The 23,463-nt window shown below is 48.9% G+C and carries 16 protein-coding genes; 15 read left to right on the top strand and 1 reads right to left on the bottom strand.

Features of this window, described 5'->3' with window-relative positions:
• Positions 1-75 precede the first annotated feature (75 nt).
• Both F4Y64_07335 and F4Y64_07330 read left to right on the top strand, forming a co-directional pair.
• A complete protein-coding gene (locus F4Y64_07335) occupies positions 76-1,251 on the top strand; it encodes a 6-bladed beta-propeller (GenBank protein MXX97414.1) in 1,176 nt (391 codons plus the stop codon).
• Between the two features lie 227 nt (positions 1,252-1,478).
• Positions 1,479-2,429, top strand: a complete 951-nt coding sequence (locus tag F4Y64_07330; GenBank protein MXX97413.1) for a sugar phosphate isomerase/epimerase — start codon at positions 1,479-1,481, stop codon at positions 2,427-2,429.
• Here the strand turns inward: F4Y64_07330 and F4Y64_07325 are convergent.
• Entirely contained in the window at positions 2,424-3,698 is a 1,275-nt protein-coding gene (locus tag F4Y64_07325) for an HD domain-containing protein (protein MXX97412.1), read from the bottom strand. The genes F4Y64_07330 and F4Y64_07325 overlap by 6 nt on opposite strands.
• A 167-nt stretch (positions 3,699-3,865) precedes the next feature.
• Here F4Y64_07325 and F4Y64_07320 point away from each other — a divergent pair, with 167 nt between their 5' ends.
• The 13 genes from F4Y64_07320 to F4Y64_07260 all read left to right on the top strand — a co-directional run bounded on the left by F4Y64_07320 (position 3,866) and on the right by F4Y64_07260 (position 23,305).
• Positions 3,866-5,200: a hypothetical protein gene (locus F4Y64_07320; GenBank protein ID MXX97411.1), complete on the top strand. Its 1,335-nt coding sequence runs from the start codon at positions 3,866-3,868 to the stop codon at positions 5,198-5,200.
• A 56-nt stretch (positions 5,201-5,256) separates the two neighbouring features.
• Entirely contained in the window at positions 5,257-7,791 is a 2,535-nt protein-coding gene (gene mutS, locus F4Y64_07315; GenBank protein MXX97410.1) for a DNA mismatch repair protein MutS, read from the top strand.
• A gap of 14 nt (positions 7,792-7,805) precedes the next feature.
• On the top strand, positions 7,806-9,074 hold the full coding sequence (purD, locus tag F4Y64_07310; protein MXX97409.1) for a phosphoribosylamine--glycine ligase: 1,269 nt from the start codon (positions 7,806-7,808) through the stop codon (positions 9,072-9,074).
• Positions 9,071-9,949, top strand: a complete 879-nt coding sequence (locus tag F4Y64_07305) for a hypothetical protein (protein ID MXX97408.1) — start codon at positions 9,071-9,073, stop codon at positions 9,947-9,949. The genes purD and F4Y64_07305 overlap by 4 nt, the downstream gene beginning before the upstream one ends.
• Before the next feature lie 338 nt (positions 9,950-10,287).
• The gene (gene ilvB, locus F4Y64_07300; GenBank protein ID MXX97407.1) at positions 10,288-12,087 is read left to right on the top strand and encodes a biosynthetic-type acetolactate synthase large subunit; all 1,800 of its coding nucleotides are present in this window, start codon (positions 10,288-10,290) and stop codon (positions 12,085-12,087) included.
• A gap of 24 nt (positions 12,088-12,111) precedes the next feature.
• Positions 12,112-12,678, top strand: coding sequence for an acetolactate synthase small subunit (ilvN, locus tag F4Y64_07295; protein ID MXX97406.1), 567 nt, complete (start codon positions 12,112-12,114; stop codon positions 12,676-12,678).
• A gap of 24 nt (positions 12,679-12,702) precedes the next feature.
• Positions 12,703-13,719, top strand: a complete 1,017-nt coding sequence (gene ilvC, locus F4Y64_07290; GenBank protein ID MXX97405.1) for a ketol-acid reductoisomerase — start codon at positions 12,703-12,705, stop codon at positions 13,717-13,719.
• Positions 13,720-14,790: a 3-isopropylmalate dehydrogenase gene (gene leuB / locus F4Y64_07285; protein MXX97404.1), complete on the top strand. Its 1,071-nt coding sequence runs from the start codon at positions 13,720-13,722 to the stop codon at positions 14,788-14,790.
• A gap of 25 nt (positions 14,791-14,815) precedes the next feature.
• A complete protein-coding gene (locus F4Y64_07280) occupies positions 14,816-16,432 on the top strand; it encodes a 2-isopropylmalate synthase (protein MXX97403.1) in 1,617 nt (538 codons plus the stop codon).
• Complete coding sequence (locus F4Y64_07275; protein MXX97402.1) at positions 16,432-17,724, top strand: 3-isopropylmalate dehydratase large subunit; 1,293 nt, start codon at positions 16,432-16,434, stop codon at positions 17,722-17,724. The genes F4Y64_07280 and F4Y64_07275 overlap by 1 nt, the downstream gene beginning before the upstream one ends.
• A gap of 2 nt (positions 17,725-17,726) precedes the next feature.
• Positions 17,727-18,293, top strand: coding sequence for a 3-isopropylmalate dehydratase (locus tag F4Y64_07270; protein MXX97401.1), 567 nt, complete (start codon positions 17,727-17,729; stop codon positions 18,291-18,293).
• Positions 18,293-19,903, top strand: coding sequence for a citramalate synthase (locus F4Y64_07265; GenBank protein ID MXX97400.1), 1,611 nt, complete (start codon positions 18,293-18,295; stop codon positions 19,901-19,903). The genes F4Y64_07270 and F4Y64_07265 overlap by 1 nt, the downstream gene beginning before the upstream one ends.
• Before the next feature lie 75 nt (positions 19,904-19,978).
• The gene (locus tag F4Y64_07260) at positions 19,979-23,305 is read left to right on the top strand and encodes a S8 family serine peptidase (protein ID MXX97399.1); all 3,327 of its coding nucleotides are present in this window, start codon (positions 19,979-19,981) and stop codon (positions 23,303-23,305) included.
• Positions 23,306-23,463: the final 158 nt, after the last annotated feature.

Here is a 23,463-nt window from a genome sequence, read left to right as displayed (position 1 = left end):
TAAAATCTCTCACACAAGAAAGAGGGATCTTCAAAGTCAACCAAGGGTCAATGTCATGTTAACTCTCCAATAACGATGGTTTTAATGGAAAAAATTCACTACTCAACGTCATTTCTCTTTGGTGCATTACTGATTCTTCTGAGCTCATCTAGAGCTTCTGCGGAAACTCAGAAAATCATTCATCCAATTCCAAGCCTGATTCCTGGTATTGAGGATAGTCATGATCTTGATTCACGCGACTATGATTCCAAAGATCTCCAAGATGCCAGAGAATTAGGTCAGAATCTGCTGTCATCAACAGAGATCCTGACACTTGGAGTAGAGAATGGAGAACCATACGAGATGTTCAGCCAGATTTCCGATATCAAATTGGATTCCAATGGGAATGTATATATACTGGATGCGCAATACAGTGAGGTGAGAATATTTAACCCGGAGGGTGTATTTCTCTATTCAGTGGGGAGTGAGGGTAGAGGTCCGGGTGAGTTTTTCAAGCCTCGGGGTATGGAAGTTGACTCTACAGGACGAATTTATGTAGTCGATAAAGCTTACCGCAAGACAATTTTCAATCGAGTTGGTAATGCACATCAGTTGGGACAGACAATGACCCTATCTGTTTCTCCAGTTGGACTTTGCAAGCAGGATGGGATTGTCTACGTTCATGGCACTTTTCTTGGAGAATCTTCCAATTCGATCTTTTCTTATTCATCGGATGGAAATCGCTCAGGCTCTTTTGGTACCATATACAATTCCCCATCTACTGCGGTGCAACTTACCTTCGGTGAAGGACACATAGCATGTTCGAGACAACCTAGAAGGATCATATATGCTCCTCGGTTGCTTCCAATGATCTATGGCTATTCACTTGAAGGGGACATTCAATGGGTAGCAAGAGTCTCAAATTTTGAGCCACTTGAGGTTGAAGAAAACAAACGTGGAAACTCAGGACGATCTCAAATATCAGTGGGTATACTTTCCAGCACGTATGATCAGGTAGTCGGAGTTGTCTCTTTGCCTGAAAAATATGTGATTGTTCAGGTCGCCTCTTTCACGCCTGAGAGTATTCACGGGGGAGGAGAGAGATACGCGGCACTTCGGTCTTATATCATGCTATCTCACACCGGGGAGGCAGTGTATATCGGTGATTCATTGCCGATAATTAGGGCGATCTCAAAAGATCATTTGTATACTACTCGCATCTCACCATATCCTCAAATTTCAGTTCGCAGCTACAGTCCTGTTGGTGAGTAACTTCAACAATATTCTAATGGTTTGCTTTACTCTTCGCTGAATTGATGGAACTCACAGGGGATAGTCTTTTCCTAATACATTACTTCAGCCCACACGCTTCAGCCTGAACGAATTGGTCATGCCAACGGGAGGGGGCGTTAATCATACATACTCATGAGTCCGTCGTTGCTGTTTGCCAATAGATTCAGTAACTTCTCTCCTAACTCAATAACAAACTCTGTCCCACCATGAATACGATATTTAACCGCCGTGATTTTCTGAAAATTGCCACGGCAGTTACCGGAATCGCGGTTGCTCCACGTCAGCTATTGGCAACTCCTTCTGCTGTAAAGATCGGCGCGATATCCTATAGCTTTCGCCAGATTCCTGATAGTGCGGAAGAAATTCTTGGATATATGAAAACGCTCGGACTCGATACGGTAGAGTTAATGGGGACCCCCGCCGAGAGATATGCCGGTGCCCCGTCAGGAGGCTCGCCTTGGCGTCGTCTCGACTCCATGACATCGGAGGAAAGGACTGCCTATATGGATGCAAGGAGAGAAGCCGAGTTGGAACTCCAGAAGTGGCGTCGCAGCGCTCCGATCGAAAAATTTACAGAGTTAGGAGAAATGTATAGGGATGCAGGTGTTGAGGTTGATATCTTGAAATTGGGCAACCCCAACTGGTCGGACGAAGATATTGATTATGCGTACCGTGCCGCAAAAGCAATTGGGGCTCGTGGAATCTCCTTCGAAATCTCCGCCAGTTCATCCGAGCGAATGGCCCCCATTGCATCCAAACATGGTTTGCTTAATAGCATGCATAATCATCTGCAGGTAGCCAACGAAGATTTTAGTTTTGATGAGTATTTGGCACATTCGCCAAACAATATGCTCAATCTAGATATCGGCCACTATGTCGCTGCATTGGGGACATCTCCGATCCCAGTTATCCAGCAATACCACGATCGAATTGCCCATTTACATCTCAAGGATCGAAAAAGCCCTGAAAACGGGCAGGACAATGTTTCCTGGGGTATGGGAGATACTCCGATTGCCGAAGTACTGCAACTGATCAGAGACGAGGGGTATCCGATTCCTGCGATGATTGAGCTGGAATACCCGATTCCCGAGGGATCCAGTGTGATGGAGGAAATGGGCAAGTGTGTAGAGTACTGCCGTAACGCCCTGGAATCATAGCTCTAACTCGACGGTTTTTGGGTGACAGGCATATGGTTTTTGTACAAACTTGGTGAGGGCATTGATTGCGGCTCCATCCGCGTACTGACCCAGCTCGCTCAGGTGACCCTGAGGACTCAGGACATGCACGACATTCTTGTCCGGTTTATAGGCCGCGTGACTGGATTTGCCGACTTTTAAGTAATAGGTATGGGCTTCAGGGCTTGTAATCCCCATTTTCCTCAGAGTATGCGTTACGCGGTCCCTCCAGTTTTCACGAAGATGATCGCTTGGTTCTTCCTCTAGAAAGGTGCAACGGAATAAATCCCTGGTAATAATCCGACGCGATAAATCCGCGAGAATTCGGTCGTTACTGGTGCACCACTGCTTTAAGCTGTAAATCACCTCGGAGTCATCTAAATCAAGAAAGCGAGTCAGAACCTGATCCTCAATAACTCGGCTCTTATCTGGATTCTCCTTGAGAAACCAATAGAGGGTCGGAGATATTCCATGCACGGCATCATCGTCACCATTGCGAATCAGGTCACGAGCCCGATCAATGGCCCCTACAAGTGCATGGTCTGCAGCAATGACTGTCTTATGAACATACACCTGCCAGTACATTAGCCTTCTTGCAATGAGCACATTTTCAACCGCATATACCCCTTTAGACTCAATGGCAAGGTGGGATTTAGACCCGCCATCGGCAGGATGGACACATAATGTTCGTAGAATCCGGCCAACTCCGATCCTGCCTTCGGCAACCCCGGTAAAATGAGAATCTCTGCACAGGTAATCGAGACGGTCCATATCCAGTTGACTGGAAATCAAAGCATTAAAGAATGGTTTTTCATAGTTACCCTCAAGCATTTCTATCGCCATGTCAAGCAGGCTGCCCATCTGTGATTTGAGGCGCTTAACCAATGCTATGCTTATCTCCTCGTGCTTCGTATCATGGATCAGCTTGGACTCGAGCGTATGCGAAAAGGGACTGTGGCCAATGTCGTGTAAGAGGATCGCCGCCATAGCGGTCAGCCGCTCTTCCTCTTCGATGCGAGTTCCCTTCGCTTCAAAACTGTCTAATGCGCCAGATAACAGTCCCATTGCTCCCAAAGCGTGTGGAAAGCGACTGTGCTCTGCCGCAGGAAAAACGAGAGATCCCATCCCCAACTGCTTAATCCGACGAAGTCTTTGCACTTCGAGGGATTCTAACAGTGATTGGATTATCTTCTGAGGAATTTTAATGAATCCATGGACAGGGTCAGCAAGTACGGTAAGATCACGGGCCATTATAATGCTTTCCGGCGTTCAGCTAGTCACCTAGAGAATGGACAAACTGCTTAATTTGATGCGGGAACTGACGGTATGAAGAAAAACAATTGTCAATGAATTCAGCAATTCCCGTGTGCCTTGAAGTGGGCCACCAATACAGGCCTAAGGCTGAGTATAGTATACGCATGTTACTTGGCCCGCTTGGTTTGGGTCCGATATTTCAGTCCCGCAGTAAGCTGGGCGGGCGGGGAATCTACTATGGGGATGCGCCCTCCGGGCTTGACCCAAAGATCATTGTATTGCCGCTAGCTCCCAACTCAGAAGATTTCTTTGATGATTTTGCCCCACTGAATGTGGCTTCCGTTACATGGCAAGACAATTTCGGCTGCAATTTTCCAGTTCTTTTCTCGTCAAAGACGGGGGATGATTTAGTCGCATCGACATTTTATTGGCTCTCCGGCTGGCAGGAGAATGCAACTATCGCGAGGGACCCGCATGGCCGCTTCCCTCACAAAGAATCACTTCAGGCAATGCTGAATGTGACGCATATTCCGGTTGTGGATTGTTATCGTGAGGTGCTTCAAGGAAAACTTGTCGCAGCGGGGATTCAGGTATCGTCAAAGACTTGGGCGGGGAAAAAGTGGGCATTTTGTCCGACCATTGATGTAGACTATCTTCAACATTGGCGGTTAGGGATGATTCTCAGGGAGAAGGTGCACTATTTTCTTCTGAATCACCGAAAGGTGAATGGTATGGAGAGGTGGCGCAGGTTATTTCAATTTATCCAAAGTTATTTCACGCCCGGAGATGCATTTCAAACTGCATTGTATCGAATGCATCGTTTGATTCGCAGGTATGGGAGCGCAACCGTTTTTCTTAAAGCTGCCGCTCATGGCCCCAATGATGTGGATTATCGACTGGATCAGAAATTCTTGCAAAAAATGCTGCGGGATCTGCAGTCGGATGATTTTGAAATTGGGTTGCATCCTAGTTACCATGCATATGCGCATCCCGGCTATTTGCGCAGCGAGCGCCGTACACTCACCAATCAAATTGGAACGCCCCCCGTGAGTGTCCGGCAACATTTCCTGCGCTATGATCCCAGGATCACACCGCGGTTGCAGGCTGAAGCCGGCTTCCTGATTGATTCATCGCTTGGATTTTCGGAGTGTGCAGGATTCAGGAATGGTACCTGTATGCCATTTTTAAAGTTTGACTGTAATAGGAACGAGGTGATGGACCTGTGGGAAATGCCCCTGCTCTTGATGGATGGGGTTCTCTTTAACCGGCAGAATTATGGAGTGGAAGAAGCTATCCACGAAAGCACCGAAATTCTAAGAATGTGCCAGAAATTTGGTGGAGTAGGGGTTGCATTGTGGCATAATGTGATTGGGGAAGAAATGGATTATCCAGGATGGGGCAAACATTTTGAGGCCATCGTTCAATGGTGTAGTGAACAGGGGGCATATATTGGCTCTTTAAGAAATGCACTTAGCTCATGGAGAGGATATCCGGTATGATCGAGGCTCACCTGCTGTAATTTATGCCACAGAAGAACATAGGTAAAACACCGCTGATGCGACAGTATTACCGGATTAAAGAAGAGAATCCGGATACATTGTTGCTGTTTCGCATGGGCGATTTCTACGAGACATTTGAAGAGGATGCCCTGAGGGCAAGTGACGTACTTGGAATTGTGTTGACCAAGCGAGGACATGGTGCGACAGAGAGTGTAGCACTGGCAGGATTCCCTCACCATGCGCTTGAAAATCATCTTCCCAAATTGGTTGATGCGGGGCTGAGAGTTGCCATTTGTGAGCAGTTGGAAGATCCCAAGGCAACAAAATCTCTGGTAAAACGAGGAGTAACGGAAGTCGTCACCCCTGGGGTATCACTTCGGGACCAAACACTTTCACCGAAGCAGGCCAACTACTTGGTAGCAGTACATTATGGAAAGAGGCAGGCAGGGGTGTCTTATGCGGACGTTTCAACCGGTGAGTTTGTGCTTACGGAGGTTAGCCATTTTCGGCTTAGCAACCTCTTACAAAGCATTGAGCCATCGGAGATCCTGATTGATAAATCAATCCGGGACTCCGTTCAGGATCTGCGTAACCAAGGCTACATTGTCACACCGCGTGAAGATTGGGTCTTCGATTATGACTTTGCCAACCTCACACTACTCGAACACTTTGGTACGCATTCCCTGAAGGGGTTTGGCGTTTCTGAGCTACGAGAGGGAATTGTTGCAGCAGGGGCAGTCCTCCACTATTTGATTGAAACCCAAAAAGGGAAGCCAGAACACATCAAAAAGATTCGCCTGCAAACGGATCAAGGCACGATGCTCCTTGATCCGCAAACACGTAGGAATCTTGAACTGCTTACACCTCTTCATGGGGATTCCAAGGCGATGACCTTGGTCAAGCTTCTGGATCATACTTTTACTGCCATGGGGGCGCGGACATTACGGCGATGGCTTTTTCAGCCACTGCGTGATGTTCAGCGGATCAATCGGCGGCTTGATGCTGTGGAGACACTAGTTGGAAATTCGGATATCCGAAGTAGCTTGCAAGATCACCTAAAGCAGGTTTGTGATATTGAGCGGGTAGTTGCCAGAATCTGTACACAGCGTGCCATTCCACGGGAGCTTCTAAGTCTGGGGCTTGCCCTGCACCAGGTGCCAGATATAATTTTGCAACTGAATGCATCGGAATGTCCGGTTTTGGGAAAACTAGCCCAGGCCCTGAACCCATGCAGCGAGGTCGAGTCAATGATCCATCAGGCTCTGGATGAATCCTCGGGGCAGATTTTTCGCTCAGGTTATAGCCGCGATCTGGATGAACTTCAAGAAATTTCCAGTTCAGGGAAAAAGTTCATTGAGACATTACAAAAGCGTGAAATCGAACGAACCGGTATCCCATCCCTCAAAGTAGGTTATAACAAAGTATTCGGATACTATCTTGAGATTACAAATACTCATCGAGATAAGGTCCCTGGGGACTACGTTCGTAAGCAAACGCTGGTCAATGCAGAGCGGTATATCACGAGTGAGTTGAAGGAGTACGAAGAACGTGTTCTTGGTGCAAAAGAAAAGATCGCAGTGCTTGAGAATGAACTGCTACACTCCTTGCGAGCTAATTTATCCATAAAGTCTCAGGAACTTCAGGACTTGGGGACAGCGATTGCTGTATTGGATTGTCTGGTGGCATTTGCGGAGGTAGCGGTGCGTGAAAGATATGTGAGGCCGGAGTTGAATAACTCCCGATGCCTTCGAATTCTTGACGGGAGACATCCTATTGTGGAGCAATCTATCGCCGAAACATTCGTCCCCAACTCGGTGAACATCGATCCAGACAAGAATCAGATACTGATTATCACAGGCCCCAATATGGCGGGTAAGAGTGTCGTCTTGCGCCAAGTGGGTTTGATTGTTTTGATGGCACAGACAGGAAGTTTTGTGCCAGCGAAAAAAGCACAAATTGGTGTGGTTGATCGCATCTTTACCCGGGTTGGTGCATCGGATAATCTGGCTGCAGGTGAGAGCACTTTCCTGGTGGAAATGAATGAGACTGCCAACATTCTCAATAACGCCACCCAAAGCTCTCTCATCCTTTTAGATGAAGTAGGTCGGGGTACCAGCACGTTCGATGGGCTCTCGATTGCATGGGCTCTGGTAGAATACCTACATCAGAATGATTCGATTGCGGCACGAACCCTCTTCGCGACACATTACCATGAACTGAATGCATTGGAAGAGCAGCTTGAGCGAGTAGAGAATCATCGCATTCACGTACAGGAGCATAAAGGCAAGATTGTTTTTCTTCGTAAACTGGTTCGTGGTGCCGCAGATCACTCATATGGAATTGAGGTAGCCCACATGGCGGGCTTGCCCTCGAAACTGTTACAGCGAGCGAAAATAATTCTGCAGGAGCTGGAGTCGCAGGAAACGGTGAGCCGAGAGATCTCTCCTGAGATTGAATCCACTCAGATGCCCCTCTTTGATGAACCGGAACCAGATCCACTGCGAGATCGGCTTAAGGAAATTGATCCAGATAAAATCACACCAATGCAGGCATTGTTGCTTCTGGCCGAGTTGAAGGAGCAGTCTGATTAAACCATAGCTTTACCATGCGAATTCTCATTGTTGGAAGTGGTGGGCGTGAGCACGCGCTGGCATGGGCTGTGCGCGGTGCAGATGTTCTATTTATTGCACCGGGGAACCCCGGGACGGCGCAGTTCGGGAAGAATATCCCTGTTCAGGCAACGGACCTCACAGCGTTGGTATCGTTTGCTAGGGACGAGAAAATCGATTTGGTAATTATAGGGCCGGAAGTGCCCCTTGCTGAGGGGCTTGCAGATGCCTTGGAAAATGTGGGAATACCATGCTTTGGCCCATCGGCTGCCGCGGCTGAGATTGAAAGTAGCAAGGCATTTGCCAAATCGTTCATGCAACGGCACCTTGTTCCAACAGCGCAATGGCGGTATTTTCATTCAAATCAAATTGATGAGGCCAAAAGTTATGCTCAAACACTGGGGAGGTGTGTGATCAAAGCCTCAGGGCTCGCTGCAGGTAAGGGTGCCATCATGTGCGAGGACATTGCAGATTCAGAACGGGCACTGCACGAATTGATGATCCAGGGGAGTCTCGGAGATGCCGGCAAAGAAATTGTGATCGAGGAGTGGATGGAGGGCGAGGAAGCGAGTTTGTTTGTTCTCACAGATGGAGATGACTATCTCCTTCTGGATTCTGCACAGGATCATAAGCGTGTATTTGACGATGACCAGGGACCAAATACTGGAGGAATGGGTGCGTATGCTCCAGCTCCGGTCATGACGCAGAGTCTGATTGAGACTACTTGCTCACGTATCATTGAGCCAGTACTCGAAGGAATGGCACGGGAGGGGCGACTGTACAAAGGGTGCCTGTATGCCGGTCTGATGATTACGGACGAAGGCCCGAAGGTCGTTGAATTTAACTGCAGATTTGGTGATCCTGAGGCGCAAGTGGTACTGCCCCTCATGGGGGGCGATCCGGTTGAAATTCTATTGCGCGCTGCAACAGGAGGGATCGGTAACCTGCGACTGGAAAAACAATCATTAGCTGCAGCATGTGTGGTCTTGGCCAGTGGGGGATATCCAGGGTCTTATGACAAAGGATGCGTGATTAGCGGCCTCAAGGCCGCTGGCGAAGTTTCAGGGACACTCGTATTTCATGCAGGCACAAAGTCGGATGGGAGAAATATCTTGACGGCCGGTGGCCGTGTACTAGGAGTAACGGCAATCAGTGCTACACTCCCGGAGGCAATAGACCATGCTTATCAGGCGGCAGACCTCATAGAGTTTGATGGCAAACACCTCCGCCGTGATATTGGGCACCGTGCATTACATCGCGAATGAAGGAAGTCCTGGCAAGTTTGTTGATACTGTCAACGGTTCTCGCACGGGTTGGGGGAGCGCAGGATACGCTTCAAACCGAATTCGAAGTGATCGCGCAGATTCCAGAAGCACGAAGCCTTGCCATTGATCCGGAAGGCTTGATCTATGTGGTTTCAGCTTCGGAGCTGTTGCAGCTGGACCATCTCGGAGAAATCAAGGCACGCCTAGATGGTACGAATGCCGGAGTGTTTGGGGAGCTTTCAGATGTTGATCCGGGGAATGGACTGATCTGGGTTCTTGCAGATGCAGAGAAAGGCAATCTTTTCCGATTCTCCAAAGAACTTCTGCATTTGGAGACGATCCGGGTTCCAAGAAACACAGACCGTGAATTAGGGCACTCTCCTCGGCTTGATCTACAGGGTGGATTTTCAACGGCGTTGGGGCAGCCAATTGCTGTTGCAACGGGGGTCGCGGGAGAACTATTCGCCATTGACGCATCATCCCAGCGTGTTCTAAAATGGGACGCGAGTCGACGCTTGGAGCGTGTGATCGGGGAGTTTGGTTCTGGAGCTGGGCAACTGGTCGAGCCGATCAGTCTTACAACCGACGCATCATCACTCTATGTTGCTGATCGTGCTCTTGGTCTGGTCAAGGTCTATGATTATTTCGGTGGACATATACGCAACTTAAAAGCTGAATCAGACCCGAATAGTATTACGGTTACGCAGGAGGGGTTATGGATCATTTTTCCCCAATCCATTTGGATATATAGCCATCAGGGTATCCTGTCCCGTCAGATGGTCATTCCGCTTGATGATCCACTGATTGCAGCAGTACCGCTCTTGGATTCTATCCTACTTCTGACTCCCATTCAGTTACTGCGGTTGGAGATATGAGCGTACAAAATGTGTGGTTGGGACATCGTTGCAATTGTGGATTCCGAGTAGATCAATGCTGTTACCGCCTACAGGAAGGGGAGTAATTTTATTGGATCAAGCAGGGGCTGGAAATATGCGGCGACCATTGGTTGAGCAAATTTCACGCCTGATCTCTAAACCAGTCGGCATAAACATCGTACTAGTTCAGTTAAACCGAACTTGCTGTTAGGAACTGGTTTCAAATATCAAGCAAAGTATCTCATTTTGTGCAACTGGTGAGGATGTCAACGATGAAAGGGACATCCTGCTTACTAGTTGGTATCATTGCCCAATGTAGGTAACCATTCATTTGAATCATGACTTACGACGAACATACAAAGGTACAGCCTGTAACTACGGGGGACTCGCTCCCAGAGGTCCGGCCAGAGATCACCAGCACAAGTCAGGTGATGTCGGGTGCTGAGATTCTTCTCCGCTCTCTTGAGGCCGAGGGGGTCAAAATTATTTTTGGACATCCCGGTGGTGCTGTCATCAAGGTGTATGATGAGATGCACCGAATCAATCCCGAGTTCCAGCACATCCTGGTTCGACATGAGCAAGGGGGGACACACGCGGCAGAAGGATATGCAAAAGCGACAGGGAAGGTTGGAACGGTTCTGGTTACTAGTGGACCTGGGGCCACGAACACAGTTACGGGAATCGCGGATGCATACATGGATTCCGTGCCGATCGTTGTCTTTACCGGACAGGTTCCTACAGGTCTGATTGGCAATGATGCGTTCCAGGAGTGTGATGCAGTCGGAATTACACGCTCCATTACCAAACACAGTTATCTGGTCCGCGATATCAAGGATTTGGCCCGAACCGTGAAGGAAGCCTATCACATTGCCCGAACCGGGCGCCCAGGTCCAGTGCTGGTTGATTTACCAAAGGATGTTCTGTTAGCAGAGGGTCCCTTTCAATATCCGGAAACCGTGAATATGCGAGGGTATGCTGTCCCGGAGGCCGTTCGTCCCGAAAAGCTGCAGCGGGCTGCACGCATGATCGCTGATTCAAAACGACCACTGCTTTATGTAGGTGGCGGCGCAGTTAATAGTGATGCCTCGGAGAGCTTGACCGAACTTGCAAGGTACACGGGTATTCCGGTAACCACCACTTTGCATGGACTGGGGGCCTTCCCAGAAGAGGATCCCCTTGCACTCCGAATGCTAGGAATGCATGGAACCTGGTGGGCGAACCAGGCAGTACAGCACTGCGATCTCATTATCGCAGTTGGAGCTCGTTTTGACGACCGGGTAACTGGGAAGCTTGATTCTTGGGCCCCCCATGCAAAAGTAATTCATATTGAAATTGATCAGTCGTGCATTTCCAAGAATGTATTTGCAGATTGTGCGATTCTGGGTGATGTAAAAACTGTGCTGGAGCGCCTCATTCCCTTGGTAGACCCAAAGGATACCACAGAGTGGCTGGAGCAAATTGATACCTGGCGTCAGGAATGTCCTTTGCAGTATCAGAAGGATGGGAAGTTACACGCTCAGGGCGTGATTGAGCAGTTGCGTGATAAAACTGGAGGCGATGCCGTTTTGATTACGGATGTAGGGCAGCATCAAATGTGGTCCGCTCAGTATTTTCGCTTTCTTCATCCCCGCACCCATATCACCAGTGGCGGATTGGGTACAATGGGATTCGGGATGCCGGCAGCCATGGGAGCTGCTTTTGGAATGCGTGAGATTGGGTCTTCCCGACCCGTCGTCTGTATTAGCGGGGATGGCGGATTTGTGATGAATGCACAGGAGATGAGTGTAGCGGCTGCGCACAAACTTCCGCTCAAGCTCGCGGTCATCAATAATCGCTTCCTCGGTATGGTGCGGCAATGGCAGGAACTCTTCCATATGGAACGATACAGCCATACGGATCTTTCAGACACCAACCCTGACTTTGTGAAACTTGCGGAAGCCCATCACTGTGTTGGTCTTCGCGCGAACACTCCCGAAGAAGCAAAAGAGATTATTGATGAGGCATGGAAAGTCACGGACCGTCCGGTTCTGATGGAATTTTCTGTAGCAAAAGAGGAGATGGTTTTCCCAATGGTTCCGGCCGGAGCAGCAACCGGAGATATGATCACAGATCGAATGACACCCAATTCCTTTGTCTGATCTGTGATTAAAAAACCCGAATAAATGGCAGACACACTGATACTCACGCCTCAGCAGATCATCCGAAAAAAGGCCGCAGGAGAGCCAATTCAGCCGGATGACAGCGAGATGATACAATCGCACACGATTGTGGTCCAAGTAGAGAACTCAATTGGTGCGTTCATTCGCGTCATAAATATGTTTTCAGCCCGGGACTTCAACATTGACAGCGTCACTGTCGGGGTCACAGAAGATCCTAGCGTAAGCCGGATGAATATCGTTACCACGGGCAATGGTCGTATCATTGCGCAGGTTCTAAGGCAGCTCAGCCGCCTGGTAGATACGATTGAAGTCATTGACCTGACGGATACCGATTATGTAGAACGGGAGTTATGTCTACTCAAGGTTTGCTATAATCCGGATTCCCGCTCCGAAATTCTTTCTGTCAATGAGATCTTTCGTGGCAAGGTTGTGGACATCACGTCCAAAACCATGACTTTTGAACTTCGGGGTCCGTCGAAAAAGATTGATGCCTTCATTGACATGATGGCCTCACACAAGATTGTTGAGGTAGCCCGGAGTGGCCGGGTTGCTATGCAGCGGGATTCTTAACTTGAACAAATAATTAAACAACACATGAGGGTACATTATAACGCGGACCCTGCCATCGTCATGGGGCGGAAGGTTGCGATAATTGGATATGGAAGCCAGGGGCACGCCCATGCATTGAATTTACAGGACAGTGGTGCAACCGTTGCCGTTGGCCTTCGGGCTGGATCACAATCTGCTAATAAGGCGCGCGCGAAAGGACTCACAGTCATGAGCATAGCAGATGCCTCCGCCTGGGGGGATGTGGTGATGATCCTGATACCGGATCAGGATCAGAAGCGCGTATATGAAGCTGAAATTTCTCAGCATATCATACCAGGAAAAGCTTTAGCGTTTGGTCATGGATTTAATGTCCACTACGGCCAAATCCAGGCTCCAGAAGGAGTAGATGTCTTTATGGTAGCGCCCAAGGGGCCCGGACATCTGGTTCGCCGTACGTTTGAAGAAGGGAAGGGAATACCGTGCCTTGTTGCCGTTGCACAGGACGCTTCCGGGAGCACGTTGGATCTGGCACTCAGCTATGCCGATGCAATTGGTGGAACACGCGCAGGCGTGATTGAGACTAACTTCAAAGATGAAACCGAAACGGACCTCTTTGGAGAGCAGGCCGTGCTATGTGGAGGGTCACAATCCCTTATCCAGGCAGGATTTGAGACACTGGTTGAAGCAGGATACCCCGAAGAGCTTGCTTACTTTGAAGTTCTTCATGAGCTCAAACTCATTGTAGATCTCTACTACGAGGGAGGACTCTCCTACATGAATTACTCGATCAGTGATACGGCTGAGTATGGTAATTATTCAAGAGGTCCTCGGGTGATTGGCTCGCAGGTAAAAGATGAAATGAAACGAATCCTTGCAGAAATCCAGTCCGGCCAGTTTGCCAAGGAATGGATCGCTGAATGTGAGGATGGGCAACCGACGTTTCAGTCTTACCGGGAAAAGACAGCCGCCCATCCAGTAGAGGAAGTAGGGCAGCGGTTGCGCAAGATGATGGCCTGGCTCAGAAAGAACGAGAGTAGCGTAGAAACGAAGAAAGCTGCATAGATGTCTGCATATCAGATTGCGGTATTACCTGGAGATGGGATCGGGCCAGAAGTAACTCGAGAAGCTGAAAGGGCCATATTGGCTGCGGCCGATGAGTTTAATTTCGAGGTGAAGCTGGAGCGTTGGCCAATTGGTGGTACAGCTTTGGACCAGTTCGACACACCATTCCCAGACGCTACACGTGATGCCTGCCTAGCGGCCGATGCAGTATTTCTGGGGGCGATTGGCGGCCCCAAATGGGATCATGAGACTGGATCACGAAGATGCGAGGCGGCTCTATTATCTCTACGAAAAGCTCTAGGCGGCTACGCCAACCTGCGACCAGTAATTGTGCCTGAGAGCCTGGTAGAGAGCTCCCCGTTGCGGGCAGAGCGTGTGGCCGGGACCGATCTTCTGATCGTCCGTGAGCTTACGGGAGGGATTTACTTTGGCACCCCACGCAGCAGCACGGAAGAGAAGGCCTCCAACGCTATGGTCTATTCCCGGGACGAAATTGAGCGAATTGTTCGGACTGCATTCGACCTTGCAAGGAAACGCAGAGGGCGCCTCACTTCTGTGGATAAAGCAAATGTCCTTGAAGTTTCACAACTTTGGCGGAGTGTCGTTACCGAGATTCATAACGCCGAATTTTCAGATGTAGAGCTGGAGCATCTATACATAGATAATGCCGCAATCCAGTTGATCCTCAGGCCTTCCCAGTTTGATGTGATCGTGACCGGTAACTTATTCGGAGATATCCTGAGTGATTTGGCTGGCACACTACCTGGATCACTCGGTATTCTACCTTCGGCAAGTATAGGAGGCAAGGTTGGCTTATTTGAGCCGGTCCATGGGAGCGCACCCGACATAGTAGGGAAGGGGTATGCAAATCCTGCTGGCGCGCTCCTCAGTGCCGTAATGCTGTTGCAGATGTTGGGAGAGACGGAGGCCGGTGCACGTATACAGCATGGGGTTGTAAAAGCTCTGGAAGACGGAATCCTTACCTATGATCTGGGCGGAACGGCTTCAACCGTAGAGTTTAGCAATGCCGTACTTGAGCATGCATTCACAATTTCTACAACTACTGTATAATTGAGACCACAAGAGTGATCTTCGGATGTCTGGCGATAAAGTATTAATATTCGAGACAACGCTGCGTGACGGTGAGCAGGCACCTGGTGCCTCCATGAATATCGCAGAAAAGATTCGTATTGCACACCAGCTTGCCAAATTGAATGTGGATATCATTGAAGCCGGGTTTCCCATTTCGTCACCTGCCCAGTTTGAAGCGGTCCAGCGGATTGCCCAGGAAGTTGACGGGCCCGTTGTTGCAGCCTTGGCACGAACGATTGAAGGGGATATCGATGCTGCAGGCGAAGCACTGTTGACCGGGAATAATACACGGATCCATACATTCATAGGTACCAGTGATATTCATCTGGCGGCTAAATTCGGGGCGGACCGGTATGGACGGACCCTTGAGGCAAAACGCGACTCCATACTGGAAATGGTAGATCGGGCGGTGCGTCAAGCTCGCTCCATCACCGATGATGTAGAATTCAGTGCAGAGGATGCAGGCCGTACCAGTGTTGGCTACTTAGTCGAAGTCATCAATGTCGCGATCAAGGCAGGAGCGACCACGATCAATATTCCAGATACAACAGGCTATTGCGTTCCTAAAGAATATGCAGATCTCTTCAAGACCGTAAAAGAACAGTGCACTGACATAGATAAAGTGACTTTGTCTGTCCACTGCCATGATGACTTGGGACTAGCGGTCGCGAATTCTCTCGCGGGAGTATTGGCCGGAGCTCGTCAGGTCGAATGTACCGTGAATGGCATTGGTGAGCGGGCGGGAAACGCGTCCTTGGAAGAAGTCGTGATGGCTCTGCATGTACGTAGCCAGCTTTTTGGTACGCAGACAGGCATTAATACGCGTCTCCTCGCAGCAACGAGTAAAATGGTGTCCATTGCCACCGGCTTCGCTGTGCCTCCGAATAAGGCGGTTGTCGGTGCGAATGCATTCAGCCATGAAGCCGGGATTCATCAACATGGGGTACTCAAAAGTCGGGAGACCTATGAAATCATGCGGGCAGAGGATGTAGGGCAGGAAACAGAAGCGATTCGCCTCGGACGACATTCGGGCCGACACGGATTATTCAGCCGACTGGAAAAGCTGGGCATCTTTGTAGGCTCCGATAGAAAAGAGGATGTTTATCAGGAGTTCGTTACGCTTGCGGATAGAAAAAAAGAAATCTTTGACGAGGACCTGGTGTTACTGGCACAGGGAAAGAAAGGAGACGGAGCCGTGGTCCATTATCGCCTGGATCATCTATCTGTGAACTGTGGGACTGGCAGGATGCCACGTGCTGAAGTACTTCTCTATCATAACTCATCAGATACATCCTGTCGAAAGGTGGCCGAAGGAGATGGCCCGGTAGCGGCGATCTATAAAGCGATTGATATGGCAGCCGGAAGCCACCACGGTTTGGTATCCTATGGGATTCGATCAGTTGGCGAGGGAAAAGACGCAATGGGAGAAGTTACGGTTCTGATCAGCGAGAATGGGACTCTTTTCCGAGGTATTGCCCGCCATACGGATGTCCTCCAAGCCTCTGCAAATGCATATGTTCAGGCATTAAATCAGTTAGAGGCATTCAGGGCCAGCAGCGGAGAAGAGTTTGTTTCTGATGGAATTATGCAATCATTTGGTAGTGACGGAGGACAAGATTAATGACAATTACAGAAAAGGTTATTGCCCGCCATTGTGGTCGTGAAAGAATCTCGCCTGGTGAAAGTGTTTGGGTGGACGTAGATATTCTGATGACCCATGATGTGTGTGGTCCCCCAACCATTGACATTTTCAAACGTGAGTTTGGTGAGGATGCCAAGGTATGGGATCCAGAAAAACTGGTGATCCTCCCAGATCATTACATCTTCACGCAGAATCATCATGCCAATCGGAATGTACGTCTACTCAGGGAGTTTGCCCAGGAGCATGACTTGCCACATTATTATGATGTAGGTTCCCCCCGGTATAAGGGAGTATGTCATATGGCTCTTGCTGAAGAGGGGTTTAACCGACCTGGCTCATTGCTGATTGGTACAGACAGCCATACCTGCACATCTGGAGCTTTCGGTATGTTCTCAACTGGAGTTGGGAATACGGATGCAGCTCTCATCATGGGAACTGGAAAGATCTGGCTTCGCGTACCTGAGACCATGCGCTTTATTTTCGAGGGAGCCTTGCCTCCCTATCTGATGGCAAAAGATTTGATCTTGGCCGTGATTGGAGAAATCGGTTGCGATGGAGCTACGTATCGTGCAATGGAATTTGATGGAGAATCCGTCTATTCTCTCTCCATGCAGGAACGCATGACACTGACAAATATGGCCATTGAGGCAGGGGGGAAGAACGGGATTATTGCACCAGACGAAACCACAATTGAATATGTACGCGCACGGACTGATCACGAGTTTGAATGCATCTACAGTGATGAGAACGCACGTTTTCATTCAGAATACCGCTACGATGTATCAACCCTGGAACCTGTCGTGGCAAAACCTCATCGACCAGATAATCGTGCGAGTGTTATGGAGGTTGCCGGCACCCGCTTGGACCGGGCGTACGTTGGAAGTTGTACGGGTGGAAAATTGGAAGATTTTCAGGCGGCTGCTCAGATCATCAAGGGACAAGAGGTCGTGATCGATACGTATATCGTGCCTGCTACGACGGAGATTAGCGAGTCACTTCGAACGCAAACGCTTGATGGAACCACGCTTTGGGATGTATTTGCCAATGCAGGATGCAAGATGGGGCAGGCGAGTTGTGCCGCCTGTTTGGGAGGACCGCCAGATACGTTTGGTCGGATGCAGGGAGATGAGGTTGTGATTTCTACAACGAATCGTAATTTCCCCGGTCGTATGGGTTCGAAGCAGGCTTCAGTATATTTGGCATCGCCGCTGACGGTAGCCGCGAGTGCACTCAGTGGTGTTATTACAGATCCCAGAGAAGTTTTAGTGTAGTTATGGAATCAATTATTCGTGGTTTGGCTTACGTCGTTGGTGATGCGATTGATACAGATCAAATCATACCTGCGGAGCATTTGGTTTACAGTCTTAAGAAACCGGACGAGCGACGTATGTATGGTCGTTTTGCCATGAGCGGTGTCCCTGCAGAAGATCAAGGACTCCCTCAAGGTCATATTCCGTTCACAGATCCAGACAAATACATCAGCAAGTTTACCTTCGTTATTGGTGGTGTCAATTTTGGATGTGGATCATCGCGGGAGCATGCACCATTTGCATTGACGGAGGCGGGTGCCGAGGTGGTTGTAGCCCAGAGCTACGCGCGAATCTTTTATCGAAATACGATTGACGGAGGGTTTGTGATTCCTTTTGAGTCTCACGAGAAGATCAATCATGAAATCCGCACCGGAGATAGACTAGAACTTGATACAACTATTGGGCAGCTAACCAATCATACGACTGGGAAAGAGTATCTACTAAAACCGTTGGGAGATGTGGCCGATATTCTTAACGCGGGCAACGTCTTCGAATATGCAAGGAAGAATGGCCTGATTACCACTGCCTAATGGAACGGATTGAATTATTTGACACCACACTTCGCGACGGTACCCAAGGCGAGCATGTGACGCTTTCGGTAAATGATAAGATTCGTATTGCACACAGGCTTGACGCGTTTGGAATTAATGTGATTGAGGGGGGATGGCCCGGATCGAATCCGAAAGATCAGGAGTTTTTTGAACTTGCGATTGAGGAAGGCTGGCAACAGGCAGATATTTGTGCTTTCGGGTCTACCCGTCGCGTACAGAACCTCCCAGGTGAAGATCCCAATTTACTTGCACTCATCAAAGCCGAAACGAATACCGTTTCAATATTTGGTAAAAGCTGGATCCTGCACGTAGAGAAGGCCCTCAAGGTAACGAAGGAAGAAAATCTGGATATGATTGCGGAGTCAGTCAAATGGCTGGCTCAGAACGGTCGCCGTGTCATATATGACGCAGAGCATTTTTTTGATGGGTACAAGGACAATGCCGAATACGCATTAGCCACTCTACGTGCCGCTGCAGAGTCAGGTGCGGACGTGCTGGTATTGTGTGATACGAATGGTGGGAGTATGCCAGCAGATGTCGGACGAATCACAGAGCATGTAAGTTCCGTGATGAATCAGCATGTCATTGGTATTCACGCGCACAATGACAGTGGTGTTGCAACCGCGAATAGTATTGCTGCGGTCGAAGCGGGAGCGCGTCATGTGCAAGGCACAATCAATGGGATCGGTGAACGTACGGGGAATGCTGATTTATGTACAGTGATTGCCTGTCTTCAGCATAAAATGGGGTATCGGTGTGTCTCTGAAGAGCAGTTGGCTACACTTGCAGATTTGAGTCAGTTCGTGTATGAAATCTGTAATATGTTGCCAATTGACCGTGCTCCATTTGTTGGTCGAAGTGCTTTTGCGCACAAAGGTGGAATTCACGTATCGGCGGTCATGAAAGAACCGTCTGCGTATGAGCATATGGTCCCTGAGGCGGTGGGGAATAAAAGGCGGGTATTGGTTTCGGACTTGTCCGGGCAGTCCAATGTGCGTTACAAGGCGCAGGAGCTAGGGATTACACTCGACGATAATGATCAGGCACGGCGAGCGGTCCAGCGCATTAAGGAGTTAGAGCACCTTGGCTATGAGTTTCAGGGTGCTGAGGCATCTTTTGAACTATTGCTTCGAACGATACAGGGGGAAGATACAGAGATGTTCAGACTGGATCGGCTACGGGTATACAGTGAACAGGATGATCAAGGATCGGAGTGGTCTGAGGCTACTGTTGCTGTTTTTGTAGGAGATCATCGTGAGCTTGCGGTTAGTGAGGGAGTTGGACCTGTAGATGCTTTGTCCAAGGCATTGAATCGAGCACTTTGTCGCTTCTATCCTCGCTTGGAAGCCTTACGCCTCGCTGACTATAAAGTACGTGTTCTTACTCCAGAGGAAGCAACGGCAGCTTCTGTGCGTGTCCTGATCGAACATCACGATACAAACGGCGAGGATATCTGGCATACAGTGGGGGTCTCCCCAAATATTCTGGATGCCAGTTGGCAGGCGCTAACTGATGGCGTGCGCTATTATCTTTTGCGCACCAAACCTGTTGTACAGACAGAGGAGGCGGAAGCCGTCAGTGCATTCTGATTGCGGTCATTTCTGTTCATTGTGTGAGCCTCTTGCAGAACTGTTATTGTTGCAGCCTATATCTCAAAGCCACATATGAACACAGATATCAGGCGAACACCGATTCTGATAACAACCGTCTTGTCCCGAGCCGCCCAAGGACAATCAATCTCGTCGATCTGGACTGTGAGTGAGCCAATGTGGAAGTGGCTTGCCACATGTCTACTGTTCGTAGTGTGTTTTGTGGCACCGAGTCTATCTCAGTCGCGTCAGGCAGAGCAGAATATTAAACTGGGGATAGTTATCGTTCAGTACCAACAGGGCGCATATCTGGGAAAAGCTGCCTATCCACCGGTACTACAAGTACAATCAGTGGAGCGGGCATTTCCGTTTCTGAATACGTTGAGGGGCAAGCGAGCACAACTGGCGAGTGTTCAAGAATTAGAACGAGTGTACCGTGTTCGGTACGATGCGGAGATATCTCCGAACCACGCTGCTAGGATAATTGAGGCCAACCCGGGAGTTGTGTACGCTGAGCCACAGTATCGCCATTCCGTGTCTGCATTTCCAGTTCCAATCGGGGGAGTGAGAAAGCAATCCCCACCTATGCCGAATGATCCTTTGTTTTCGAACGAAGGATATATGCAAATGATGGAAATGACAAAGGCATGGGAGGTCGTGAAGGGAGAAGATTCGGATGTCGTGATTGCAATCGTGGACTCCGGTACAGATTGGGAGCATCATGACCTGCGGGCAAATTTGTGGGAGAACCCCGGAGAAATTGCAAATAACGGAATAGATGACGATAGAAATGGATTTATAGATGATCTGCACGGATGGAGTTTTTCAGATGATACGAATAATTCCAGACCTCTGGAGGGCAATAACCACGGGACTGCTGTTGCAGGTGCAGCAGTTGCTGTAGCAGACAATGGTATAGGCTTGGCTGGAACCAGTTGGAATACAAAATTTATGCCCATTGACGTGGCGTGTGGACCGAATAGCCGTCGGTTTTGCTACACTTGGGAAGGGGTTTTGTACGCTGCGATTAACGGGGCACATATTATCAATGCCAGCTATGGCCGACTCAATTATGGTCCCCTTAGAACTGATGCTCTTACTATGCGGGCAGCTCTCGACCTCGGGAGTCTTGTGATCGCTTCGGCATCGAACAATGACTTTGAAATGGGCGGGTATAATCCTCGGAGCTATCCCGCATCGTATCAGGAAACTCTAAGTGTTTGTGGTACAGAAGGCCAGTCCTATCAGAATGCGTGGAATTATGGATATGGTGTTGATGTTTGCGCGGCTGGGGTTCGAGTTATGACCACGGATTTGAATAATCAGTATCGGTTTTGGTGGGGCACATCGTTTGCGGCTCCTCTGGTATCTGGAATCGCAGCACTGGTGAAGACACAGTTTCCTGAGTTTTCACCGGTGCAAATACGTGAGCAGATTCGAGTAACTGCGGATGAGAAAATATATCAGGAGCATCCCCCTTCATATGAAGGACTACTGGGACGGGGGTATGTGAATGCCTATCGCGCCGTAACGGAGACAGATAAAGTGTCCATCCGAATGGTGGAGTGGGAAGTGACTGACCGTGAGAAAGGTTATTGCTTTCGCCCATCAGAACAGATAAACATAACTGCAACATTTGAGTCGTTCTTGGCCGATGCAGAGAACGTTACGGTAGAGTTTGTTGCCAAATCTCCTGGTATCGTCTTTCCGAGTGGAAATACGTTCAGTGTTGGATCGCTGCCGAGTGGCGCGAAAACATCCATAGATTTCTCCGTCATGGCAACGCCAAATTTCCCCTACCGGTCATTTTTGTTTATTGAGCCCCGTATCCGTATATCAGATGGAGGGGTTGTGAGTGGATCAGATGCGATTGAGTTATACGTTAATCCTGTAGAATTGGCATTGCATGAAACGGCCACGTTCAGCTATACCATGACCTCGGAGGGGAATATTGGCCATACGGATACGGGGGAAGTTTGGGCGCACTGGCATTGCGAAGAAACACTGGGGCAAATGGACTTGAAAGGAGATGGGTTGATGGATGAGGCAGGATTACTGGTTGGGATAGCTCCCAGAACGGTTGCAGGTTCTGTGTTCAACGTACCTGAGTGTCAGTTTATGAGATGCCCTCAGAGCCAAGATTTTGTGCCTGTTAGTTCAATGCAATTTCTGGAGGATGGGAGCGGGGAGCAAGTAAGCCGTGTGACGATGACGAACAAGACAAACAAGCTTCCCCCAGGCCTAGAAATTATTCAGGAATCACTTGTGAATACGCAGAGTCAATTCGAAGATGGAGTGCTTTTTCGATATACAATACGTAACCAGACCAGTACGGCAATCAAGGATTTGCTCATTGGACTGTATTTTGATTCATTTGGTACTGGTGAATATAGTATGGCCAGATATCAAGATGGGAATATTGAAAGATTTTTCCCTAATGTGAATCTAGATCAGGAACACAATTCAAGGAGTGGCTATGTGGGATTCGCTGTACTATCCGAAAATGCCCGAATACATTACAGAACTTATGACTCCAATGAGATTGGGGACTTGAATCAACCGGAAGATGTCTGGGAGGGACTGACGGGAGGGATCATCAGCCCATCACGAACGGGAAGTGGAGCTGGAGATGCACAGTTAATAGGTTCTGGCCCTTACTCAGTTGATGTAAATTCAGAAGTTGTAGTGGATTTTGCTATGGTCTATGGTGAGAATCAAAATGAACTTGTAGAAAATGCAAAGCGTACGCTCCAACTCAGGAATGACCGCTGGATTGATGTAGCAGCGATTTCGGCACCAACACGGTTATCGGTTGTGGAGGGAGACTCGATAGCATTCGAGGTTGCGCTGAAGGCTAAGCCATCCAATGAGGTAACGATGACATTGAGTGGACATGAAAACACGGACCTGATACCTTCTCCGACTATTTTGACCTTTGGGGTTGACGACTGGTCCACTGCTCAGACAGTTACGCTGAGCACAGTTGGAGATGAAGATAATGTAAATGATAAAGTGACGCTCACAATTACTGGATCTGGGGGCGGTTACGACGGAATCACGCAGGAGGTAGTGATCACGATTGCAGACAATCTGGGAGTGAATATTGAAGAATTAGAGCAGCCCATGTCATTGACCCTATGGGGGAATTATCCGAATCCGTTTTCGGAGACAACAAGGATAGAATTTGATTTGCCAGTGCCAGCACAAATTTCAGTTATCGTAACTGATGTATTAGGTAGAATTGTCAAGAGTGTGCCCTATGGTGAGTTTGGCGCAGGCCATGGGCATAGTTTGGAAATCAGTACAGGGGGCTTAATGTCGGGAGTCTATTATTACACACTAAGAGTAGACATGGATGGAGAATTGGTTGAGCGATCAAAAGCCATGACTATCGTACGGTAGGATATTGAAGGGTCAGGAAATGGTCCATTGTCATTAGAACCAGGAGCGCTCTTGTGTTCCTCCTCTTGCTTCATGTCCATTGTTCCCCCAGTCTGTTTCTAATCCCTGATTATATGGTGCCGCCCAACTGATGTAGCAGGAGGTTACCTTCACCCCTG

It is taken from the genome of Rhodothermaceae bacterium (genome assembly GCA_009838195.1).
In the GTDB taxonomy this organism is placed as follows: domain Bacteria; phylum Bacteroidota; class Rhodothermia; order Rhodothermales; family Bin80; genus Bin80.
This window is presented reverse-complemented; position numbering and strand designations above follow the sequence as displayed.